This window comes from Streptomyces sp. NPDC051020 (genome assembly GCF_040683105.1).
In the GTDB taxonomy this organism is placed as follows: domain Bacteria; phylum Actinomycetota; class Actinomycetes; order Streptomycetales; family Streptomycetaceae; genus Streptomyces.
This window is the reverse complement of record NZ_JBFBCG010000142.1, coordinates 1-9,814: the sequence shown is the minus strand read 5'-3', so window position 1 is coordinate 9,814 and position 9,814 is coordinate 1. Positions and strand designations below refer to the sequence as shown.

General features: G+C 72.0%; 9 protein-coding genes and 1 pseudogene. 5 read left to right on the top strand and 5 right to left on the bottom strand.

The features are described 5' to 3' along the window. The 4 genes from AB0N06_RS36605 to AB0N06_RS36590 all read right to left on the bottom strand — a co-directional run. A partial coding sequence (locus AB0N06_RS36605; protein WP_366139007.1) for a trehalase-like domain-containing protein occupies positions 1-1,124 on the bottom strand: 1,124 nt, incomplete at its 3' end. A 286-nt stretch (positions 1,125-1,410) separates the two neighbouring features. Beyond that, a complete protein-coding gene (locus AB0N06_RS36600) occupies positions 1,411-2,088 on the bottom strand; it encodes a class I SAM-dependent methyltransferase (protein WP_366139006.1) in 678 nt (225 codons plus the stop codon). Beyond that, positions 2,085-2,588 carry a hypothetical protein gene (locus tag AB0N06_RS36595; RefSeq protein ID WP_366139005.1) on the bottom strand — a complete coding sequence of 168 codons (504 nt, stop codon included), beginning with the start codon at positions 2,586-2,588 and terminating at the stop codon, positions 2,085-2,087. Before AB0N06_RS36595 ends, AB0N06_RS36600 begins: the two co-directional genes overlap by 4 nt. A 2-nt stretch (positions 2,589-2,590) precedes the next feature. Then, positions 2,591-3,784 (bottom strand): molybdopterin-dependent oxidoreductase, encoded by a 1,194-nt coding sequence (locus AB0N06_RS36590; protein ID WP_366139004.1) that lies wholly within the window; start codon positions 3,782-3,784, stop codon positions 2,591-2,593. A 451-nt stretch (positions 3,785-4,235) separates the two neighbouring features. Here AB0N06_RS36590 and AB0N06_RS36585 point away from each other — a divergent pair, with 451 nt between their 5' ends. Further along, on the top strand, positions 4,236-4,679 hold the full coding sequence (locus AB0N06_RS36585; RefSeq protein WP_366139003.1) for a GtrA family protein: 444 nt from the start codon (positions 4,236-4,238) through the stop codon (positions 4,677-4,679). A gap of 35 nt (positions 4,680-4,714) precedes the next feature. On the opposite strand, the gene AB0N06_RS36580 is transcribed toward AB0N06_RS36585, so the two are convergent. After that, positions 4,715-6,097 carry a glycosyltransferase 87 family protein gene (locus tag AB0N06_RS36580; RefSeq protein ID WP_366139002.1) on the bottom strand — a complete coding sequence of 461 codons (1,383 nt, stop codon included), beginning with the start codon at positions 6,095-6,097 and terminating at the stop codon, positions 4,715-4,717. 80 nt (positions 6,098-6,177) lie between these two features. On the opposite strand from AB0N06_RS36580, the gene AB0N06_RS36575 reads away from it, so the two are divergent. From AB0N06_RS36575 to AB0N06_RS36560, 4 genes and pseudogenes are all read left to right on the top strand, one after another. Beyond that, on the top strand, positions 6,178-7,236 hold the full coding sequence (locus AB0N06_RS36575) for an NAD-dependent epimerase/dehydratase family protein (RefSeq protein WP_366139001.1): 1,059 nt from the start codon (positions 6,178-6,180) through the stop codon (positions 7,234-7,236). Between the two features lie 148 nt (positions 7,237-7,384). Then, a pseudogene (locus AB0N06_RS36570) lies at positions 7,385-8,080 on the top strand (glycosyltransferase family 2 protein); the annotation flags it as partial. A gap of 22 nt (positions 8,081-8,102) precedes the next feature. Beyond that, a complete protein-coding gene (locus AB0N06_RS36565; protein ID WP_366139000.1) occupies positions 8,103-8,780 on the top strand; it encodes a DUF2064 domain-containing protein in 678 nt (225 codons plus the stop codon). Between the two features lie 238 nt (positions 8,781-9,018). After that, complete coding sequence (locus AB0N06_RS36560; RefSeq protein WP_366138999.1) at positions 9,019-9,492, top strand: endonuclease/exonuclease/phosphatase family protein; 474 nt, start codon at positions 9,019-9,021, stop codon at positions 9,490-9,492. Positions 9,493-9,814 lie beyond the last annotated feature (322 nt).

Here is a 9,814-nt window from a genome sequence, read left to right as displayed (position 1 = left end):
CCGGGTGGGAGGCACTCGTGGGCGGCGTCGAGGAGTTCGCCGTAGACGTCGAGTTGGCGTTGGCGCCAGGCGTCGTTGCCGATCCGAACGGGGCCGCTGTTGCGCCAGCCGGTCAGGTGGGGCAGGAGCCGCTCGCTCAGATCACGTTCTCCGCCGATGCCGTACATGATCTGCAGGTCGACGCCGCGGTCAAGTTGGGTTGCCGCGGCCCGGGCGAGGAAGCCGAAGAACCGGTTCTTCTCCTTTTCGCAGGCGGCCGTGGCGAGCGCTTGCAGGGTGAAGCTCGCGTCGCGGACCCACGTGTAGCGGTAGTCCCAGTTGCGCATCCCGCCCGTTTTCTCGGGCAGGGAGGTGGTGGCCGCGGCGACGATGGCCCCGGTGGGAGCGAAGGTCAGGGCTCGCAGCACGCGTCCGCTGTGACCCACCTCGTCCTGCCAGGGGCCGACGTAGCCGCGGTGGAGCTTCGACCAGGAGCGCCAGCCTTCGATGGTGTCGGACATGCGGTGCCGGATCCGCCCTGCCCGCCAGCCCACCGACTCCCTTTCCCACGCCGGCCCGACGTGCAGGGCGAACCCGACGCGGTGCCCCGCCGAGAGCGAGATTCGGCCGTGCGCTGTGGAGCCGCTCACCCGCAGGTCGACGGGGCTCGACAGCAGCAGAACCTGGGCGCCCCCGTACGCCGCGAGCCCGCCTCGCACGGCTGAGAGGAGTGGGTGGACGAGTCCGAACTCCGGGCGCGGCGCGTAGTCGATCTCGATGTCCACCTGCCCTTCGGTGCAGGTGATCTGCCGCAGCAGCGTTCCGGGGGACGCGGTGCCGAGCGCGTGTCCGCGTTCGCGCCGTCCCAGGGCGAGGGCATCCCGCAGGACCGCCGTGCCCCCGGTCGTGCGGAAGACCGTCTCCAGAACGAGGGTGTCCTTGATGTAACGGCGGCTGATGTCGACCGGACCGGTGATAGGACGGATGGACCAGTGGCCGGCGTCCTCGTCGAGGAGCCGGGCGAAGATCGCCGGGCTGTCGAACCGGGGCAGGCACAGCCAGTCCACCGAGCCGTCGGAGGTCACCAGCGCGGCCGAGCGGCAGTCGGACAGCAGGGCGTGGTCACCGATCGGTCGCGTACTCATGCGTTGCAGCCCGTCCACCTTGGGCCGGACGCGGCCCGGCCGGGACGGCGTGAGCAGTTGCCTGCGCCGCAGGTCTCTTCAGGTGCCTGACGGGTGTCATGGATCCCAGCCTCCCTGAACAGCGGATTCACCTCCAGCCAATCAGTACGATCGGCGGATCGCACGTGCCGGTTGCCGGCAGTTGCCCCGACCGGGTGGCACGGCCTGGTGCCGCGCCCCGCGCTCGGCGTCCGGTCGGCGTACGTCGTGTCTCCCCGCTGCCGCGTGGCGAGGCGGCCCCGCGTCATCAGCGAGGTCCCGAGGCCGAGTCCTGGCGGCCGAGGGCGAGGAAGCGTCGGTGGCCGAATCTCCACTGGTCGGTGACGCTGAGGGCGAGATCCTCGGCGATCCTGTGGAGCGCCGGTGCTCCCAGACGTGCCCATGGAAACAGCGGACCCTCGTGACCATGGATGTCTTCGAACCGGGCGGTGCAGCGTTCCTCGACATCGCCGGGGTCGACCTCGACGAGGAGAAGCCCCGTCGGGGCGGTGAGCTGGATACAGCGGCCCAGCAGGGTGCGCGGGTCGCCGCCGATGCCGATGTTGCCGTCGATGAGCAGGACGGTCTGCCAGCCTCCCTCGGCCGGTAGCCGGTCGAACACCGATCGGCACAGTGCGATCCCGCCGAGAGCGATGGTACGGGCCACCGCGCGGGGAGCCACGTCGACGCCGAGCGCGAAGACTCCGCGGCCCAGGAGCGCTCTGCACAGCCGGCCCGGTCCGCTGCCGACGTCGAGAACGGGGCTCACACAGCGTGCCAGTACGGATTCGTCGGTCAGGGTGGGCCGCGCATACCAGCAGTGCACCGGCATCCGGATCCTGCGCCCGTCCGCCAGCCGCAGGTACACCGGTCCGTGACCGGTCCGCAGGGCGAGCGCATAGGGGTCTCCCCCGGCGCAGGGCGAGCCGTCCTCGTCGGCCGTCACGATGCAGCGTCGTGACCTGGTGCAGGTCGTTCCTCGTCGGCGCGGGCGGCCCGCCGGACGCGGCGTAGCTTGAGAGCGAAGGCCACGGCGGAGGCGGCGAAGAGCACGGCGGTGATGGCCAGCCACCGGCCGAGGTAGACGTCCATGGACAACCCGGTGGCACCCGGGTAGGGGGTCGACAAGGCGAAGATGAGGGGGAACCAGACGAGCAGGAGCACACCGGAGAGAAATGTGGGCACGCGCAGGTAGTTGATCCACGGTGGTTGTGGCATGCGGGTGGTGCGATGCCGCAGGACCGCGTGTGCCGACAGGTCGGCGAGCGAGTACAGGGGCAGCAGGATCAGGTCATGGAGGACCGCCGCGCCGACGAACCAGATCGCGACCTCGAGCGGGCGGACGGCGAACAGGCGGACCATGGCGTAGCCGGTGATCGCGAACGAGGCGATCAGGACGAGAAGGTGGAGGGGGCCGGAGCCGTACCAGCGGACGAAGCGTGCCATGGTCACGTCCTGAAGGTGAGCCGGTGCACCCACTTGGTGTTGTTCACGCCGGGGTTGGCCGGGACGATGACGCGGGCCGGGTAGCCGTGGTCGAGCGAGAGGTCCGCGCCGTTGACGTGCAGGGCCAGCAGCGATCGAGGGTCGCGGATCTGGTTGCCCCGCAGTACCACCGAGCTGTAGGGGCCGTGCGGTTGGACGGATTGCACCAGGACGCTTCCGGCGGCGGGGAGGCCCGCCAGGGCGGCGAGATCGGCCAGCCGAAGGCCGCTCCACTGCTGGTTGGGGGTGGACCACCCTTCCACGCAGGCGATCGGCAGCGCGGCGGCATGCTGGGGCATCGCAAGAAGCTGTGCGCGAGTGAAGACGAGCGTCGGACCGGGGCCGTGGATCTCCAGCCGCCAGCCGGGGCCGACGTGCGCGGGGGTGACGCCGACGGTAGCGGCCATCTTGTTGATCTGGAAGCCGTTCGGGCCGCTGCCCGGAGTACGGTTGTGCGGAGCGAGAAGGGCGGTGCCGCGCAGCCAGCCGCCGATGCTCTGTCCCGCGGTGACCACCAGGAGGAGCAGCGATCCGCCCCCCACCAGGGCGAGCGCGCCGCGCCGGGTCATCGTCGGCGGCGCGGGAGCGGTCGGGACCAGGCCGTCGGGGTCGGGGGGCTCGGGCCGGGTGTGAGCGAGGTCGGTGCGCAGTTCCGCGGCCAGGCTGCGGGAGCGCAGGGCGCGGGTCATCCGGCCGAGTCTGAGGCACACGTGGACGACGAAGGCGGCGATGAACACCCAGGCGCCGTAGAAGTGCAGGGTGTAGAAGGAGCCGGGAAAGACGTAGAAAAGCTGGATGTTGAAGATGCCGGTGACGAATTCGAAGATCACCCCGCCGACCAGCATGAGCAGGGACAACCGCTCCAGTCCGTGGGCGACGGAGCGGACCGGCAGCCACTCGAACAGCTTCGGGATCACTGACCACAACTTGGCCAGCAGTACGGGCATGAGGACCACGCCGAGCGTCACGTGCACGCCCTGGGTCAGCCGGTACAACCAGTAAGGATGGGTGGGCCAGGCGAAGAGGTAGAAGCCCAGCAGGCCCTTGTCCGGGGTCTGGTCGTTGATGCGGTCGAGCCCCGGGTTGTAGGAGGCGTAGGAGAGCATCCCGGTGACGAAGATCAGCGGGATGCCGATCAGCAGCACCAAGCCGAACACGGACGTCAGCCAGGGCCCGCGGATCGGACTGCGCCAGAAGCCGGGACGGAACGGCCCCGGGGGAGGAGGAGTCTGTTCGACCCGCCGCACGAGGGCCCGGATACAAGCGGCCCCCTTGGCGGCGCGAGCCGCCACGGCGGCGCGAACGCGCTCGAGGCGCCCCTGCGCATGGCCCTCGTCCGATCTCGGGTGCTGCGGCCCGCCGGAGCCCGGGGTCGGCTGCCGTCCGCCACTGTCCATCGGCTGCCTCCACTGTCCCCGGGCCGACTCTCGGAGGGTGGATCGAACCCCACCGCACCGTCGGTGCCTGTCAAGTCGTCAGCTACAAACTGGCACAGATCGGGTCGGCTCTCCGTGTCTGGCGTGCATGCGGGTGTCCGTCGCCAGCCGAACGGTCGAACCGGCGCTCCGCACGGCTCGACGGGTCGCATGGTGGCCTCATGATGGTGGGGTGCGACGCCTCAGCGCACGGTGCAGCGCCTCCACCCGGCCCGGCCGCGCCGCGCTGACCAGGGAAGTGTTCTGGTTCGTCGTGATCGGCGTCGCCTCCACGGTGGCCCAGGCCTTGCTGTACTGGGTTCTACGCCACTGGTCGCCGCCCATCCTGGCCAATTTCGTCTCCCTTCTTGTCGTCACCGTCCTCAACACGGAGGCCAACCGCCGGCTGACCTTTCGCGGGTCCGCGGTCCGAGTCCTCCAGGCGCATCTGGCCGCGGGTGGCCTTTTCGTCCTGGCGTACCTGGTCACCTCAGGCGCTGTCCTGCTCTTCCGCCACTACCGGCCCACCGCCTCACCAGCGGCGGAGACCCTGGTGCTCGCACCGAGCTTCGCCCTGGTGACCGTGGTGCGCTTCACCGTCCTGCGGATGGTCGTCTTCAGACGCCGCCACCGATGACCCCCTCGCGCCCGATGTGGCCGACACGCCTGCCGTCACGCACCCTCCCGCCGCCTGTCTCCGCCGCCACGCGCCCGCGCCGCCGTCCGGACGAGTACACCGGTGAGCACCGCCACGGCGGCCAGCCCGTACGCAGAGGCCTGAACGCCGTGCCACTGCAGTGCGTCCGCGACATACAGCACGGTGCCCGCGGCAGCGACGGCGAGCCACTCCCATCGGCCACCCATGGCCACGAGGGCCACGACGAGCAGCGCATACCAGTAGTACGCGGGCGAGGTGAGCAGCAGCGCAGTGCCGGTGACCAGCAGCGCCCCGTGCCACGGCCGCTCTGGATCACCTCGCCGCAGGACGTACCAGGCGCTGAGCGCCACCAGCGCGGCGGCGGCCGGACCGGCCCACGCGTCCGGCAGCACCAGCCGCAGCAGCGCGAACCGGCCGACGCCACCTGGCTCGTACCCCTCCTCCCGCAGATAGCCGGGGAGATAACCCAGAACCGCGGAACCGGACGCCAGCAGGTACGGGAGATAGGCGAGCGCCACGACACCAACGGCGGCGAGCAGCACGCTCGCCGTCTCCCGCCTCCGGGCCCGCGGGCCACGCCCGGGGGCCAGCACCCCCGACAGCGCGCCCGGAAGGACGAGCACGGGCAGCAGCTTGACGGCGATCGCCGCCCCGAGCAGCGCTCCACGGCGTGCTCCCGCGGCCGTGCCGAGCGCGGCCACCATGAGCAGCACTCCGAGAGTGTCCACATGGGCGTCGTTGACTGCGGCCAACGGCACCGCCGGACACCACGCCCACAGCGCCACCCGCCGCGTGTCACCACACGTACGCCGCTGCACCAGCAGCAGCGCCACCGTCGTGACGACGGCGAGCACCGCACCGGCGAGTTGCATCGGCTTGTGCCGCCCGCCTGCCGGGGAGACGGCGTGCACCAGCAGGAACCACCCCTCGGCCACGGGCGGATAGATCGTGCGTTCGGACGGCCTGTTGATGTGCGTGCACACGCCCGCCGCTGAGTGGAGGTCCCACCCACGGCACGCGGTCCCGGCGGGGAAGAGCCACGGATCACGCAACCAGGCAAGCTGTGGCGCGTCCGGCGAGTAGGCGTACGGGGAGACTCCCGCGGCCTGCACGCGACCGTCCCACGCGTAGCGGTACATGTCGTCGCTGGTGCGCGGCGGAGCCGACAGCGCCGCCACGCACAGGGCGATCCCGCCGGCCAGGATCAGCGCCACGGCGGTACGCACCGGCACCCGCCGCACCACCCACGCCGCGCCGGCGAACAGCACCCACGCGGCGGCATACCAGTACAGCAGCGCAGCCGGACGGCCGAGATCACCGCCTGAGCGGACCGTCGCGGCGACGACGGCAACGAGGGCGGCGAGCAGTGCCGTGGCGCAGAGCGTGCGTACTCCCACACCCGCCACACTGGCAGCCGCGAACGCGCCGGACGGCCTCGCGGCGCCGCGTGTCCAGATCCAGCCGTAGCCTCGAAGGCATGCTCGTCCTTGTCACAGGAGGGGCCGGGTTCATCGGCTCCCACGTCGTCCGGGCTCTCGTCGAGGCCAGGCACGGGGTGCGCGTGCTAGACGTGCGGCCCCCCGAGCCGCCGCAGTTCCCGCCCGGCGTCGCGTTCGTGCGCGGCGACGTGCGGGACCGGGCGATGGTCGAGGAGGCGCTGCGCGAGGTGGACGCGGTCTGTCACCAGGCGGCGATGGTCGGCCTGGGCCGGGACTTCGACGACGCGCCCGCCTACGTGGGGTGCAACGACCTGGGCACTGCGGTCCTGCTCACGGCCATGGCCCGGCTGCGGGTGAGCGAGCTCGTCCTGGCCGGATCGATGGTGTACTACGGCGAGGGCCGCTACGACTGCGCCCGCCATGGGACCGTCCGGCCCGGCCCGCGCCAGGTTGCCGACCTGGACGCCGGACGGTTCGAGCCCGTCTGCCCGCGCTGCGGCGATCCGCTCGTGCCCGGCCTGGTGTCGGAGGACGCGCCGCCGGAGCCGCGCAACGTCTACGCGGCAACGAAAGTCGCCCAGGAGCACTTGGCCGCGGCCTGGGCGCGGGCCACCGGACGCCGGGCGGTCGCCCTGCGCTACCACAACGTCTACGGGCCGGGCATGCCACGCGATACCCCGTACGCCGGGGTGGCCTCGCTCTTCCGCTCCGCGCTCGCGCGCGCCGAGCCGCCCCGGGTCTTCGAGGACGGCGGCCAGCGCCGCGACTTCGTCCACGTCGCCGACGTGGCCGCCGCCAACCTGGCGGCGCTCGACGCGGTCGGCGCCGCGATCCCGGCAGGGACGCTGCGCGCCTACAACGTCGGCAGCGGGAGCCCGCACACCGTGGGGGAGATGGCCACCGCGCTCGCGGGCGCCTGCGGCGGGCCCGAGCCGGTGGTGACCGGCGAGTACCGGCTGGGCGACGTCCGCCACATCACCGCCTCCTCGTCACGGCTGCGCGAGGAACTCGGCTGGCTGCCCCGGGTATCGTTCGCCGACGGCGTGCGGGAGTTCGCGAGGGCTCCCCTGCGCGGCCAGGCATCGGCGCCTCGGTAGGACACATGTGGGAGATAGCCTCGAACCCGCAGCCGCCGGATATGTTGCGGCCCTCATCGGACGGAAGCGCCCGGCGTCCGAACCGCGCCAGCCGGTATCGAAGACGGTGCGGCGGCGCGAATCAGGTGAGATCCGGGCGCGCTATCCCATGTCTCTTCGTACGCTGAAAGACGTGACCGATAGGCATCGGCCCCTCGCGGACGTCGTACTCCCGTGCCTCAACGAAGCGGCCGCCCTGCCCTGGGTGCTGGAGCGGATCCCGCCCGGCTGGCGCGCCGTTGTCGTCGACAACGGCTCGACCGACGGCTCCGCCGAGCTCGCCACGTCGCTGGGCGCGCACGTCGTGGGCGAGCCGGTGCGCGGTTTCGGCGCCGCCTGCGCGGCCGGGCTGCGCGCCGCCACCGCGCCCGTGGTCTGCTTCTGCGACTGCGATGCCTCCCTCGACCCGGGGCTGCTGCCGTCCCTCGCCCAGCCCGTCCTGGACGGTGAGGCGGACCTGGTGCTCGGGCGGCGCAGGCCGACGACACGCCGCACCTGGCCGATGCACGCCCGGCTCGCCAATCGCGAGCTGGCCCGGCTGATCCGGCGCCGCACCGGCCTGCGCCTGCACGACCTCGGCCCCATGCGGGTGGCCCGCCGGGAGGCCCTGCTTGACCTGCTCCTGACCGACCGCAGGTCGGGCTACCCGTTGCAGATGGTCGTCCGCGCCGCCGACGCCGGATGGCGGATGCGCGAGGTCGACGTGCCGTACTACCCGCGCGCCGGCCGTTCCAAGGTCACGGGTACCTGGCGTGGGACCTGGTACGCGGTGCGCGACATGCGCGCGGTGCTCAGCGAGCCGCCGCGGCGTCTGGCGGGGCACTCCGGTGAGCGGCCCGGTCGGGCTGACGCCCGAGAGCGCGGTCGGACTGACCGCGCTGTTGGTGATCGCCAAGGAGCCGCGGCCTGGGCACGTCAAGACCCGGCTCACCCCGCCGTTCACCCCTGCCCAGGCGGCCGCGCTGGCGGAGGCGGCGCTCGCCGACACCCGCGAAACCGCGCTGCGCTGCCCGGCCCGCCGCCGAGTGCTCTTCCTGGACGGCGCGCCCGGACGCTGGCTGCCGCCTGGCATCGAGGTGATCCCGCAAGCGTCCGGCGGCCTGGACGAGCGGCTGGTCGCGGCCTTCGCCGCCGTGGCGGACGGCCCCGCCCTACTGGTCGGCATGGACACCCCACAGCTCACCCCGAAGCTCCTCGCCCCCGTACTGGATCCCCGCGCGTGGCGGGAGTGCGACGCGTGGTTCGGCCCGCCGGAGGACGGCGGGTTCTGGGCGCTCGGCCTGGCTGTGCCCGACCCGGCGCTGCTGCGAGGCATCCCGATGTCCACCGCGTACACCGGCGCCGCCCAGCGCGACCGCCTCACCGAGGCCGGCCTTCGGGTGCGCGACCTGCCACTCCTGCGCGACGTGGACACAGCACCCGACGCGGCCGAGGTGGCGGCCACGGCGCCGGGATCGAGGTTCACCACCCTCTTGAAGCGCTACTCTCGCGACCTGGTCTCCTGAGCCGGAGATTCGTCATTGGCCGCCTGCTCCTCGTCGAGCGCGGCCGGGCGCCCCAGCGTCTTGCCCGTGGCCTCGGCGGCGGCGACGCCAGCCCCTGCGACAGGCAGCCGGGTCACGGGCGACGTGCTCTAGACCCGTGACGGTCGGCAGTCACTTACCGAGGCGCCTACGGCATCGCTCTGGCCGTTCCGGACGAGAACACTGGTACAGGCCGTACGACCTCGCGTCGCCCGCTGACATGGAGCAGCGCACGGCCCTGTGCGCGTCCATTCCGTCCCGCGCGGTGATGGCATGCACCGCCCACTTCAGCGCCGGCAAGGGCTACGACGACAACGACGGCTCGTGGCGTACCAAGCAGGCCGTGCAGCTGCGGGGCCTCGCCAACACGTTCAAGGCGAAGGGCCACCGGCCCGTCTTCGGCGGCGACCTGAACCTGGTACCGCCCGTCCCGGACGCAACCGTCGACCAGGGCGGCCCGAGCACGGCGCTCCGTCCCGTCTACGACGCCTACCAGGAGTGCAGCCAGCTGAACGGGCTTCTCTCCCCGCGCACCGGAAAGCCGACCGCCAACGCCGACGCCAACGGCAACCCCACGCGCAAACTCGACTACATCTTCGCGCCGCACACGTTCTCCCGGTGCTCGGTCTCCGCCACTGCGGGCAAGTCCGACCACTGGACCCTGTACGGCACTGTGCCTCTGCCGGCCGTCTGATCCCGTTCCGAGGCGATGTGGGGGCTGGGCGGAGATCCGCCCAGCCCCCGGTGCGTCGATGGGCAGGTCCGCCCGGCCGGAGCTCCGTGCAGGGCCCGTCGAGCGGGGCGTTCCGCCGCACCGGAGCCCGCCAGGATCCAGGACGACCAGAAAACTCTTTGTCTCACCTCGTCTCACGCATCTCTCACAAACGAGAACGCACGGGAGCACACGAGAGCACACGGGAGCCTCTGACGCGTAAATAGCAGCAGGTCAGGGTGGGTGTGGGCATGGCTGAGTGCCCGGTGGCTGTTGGTGGCTGCCGGGTGCCTGGTTCGGGGAG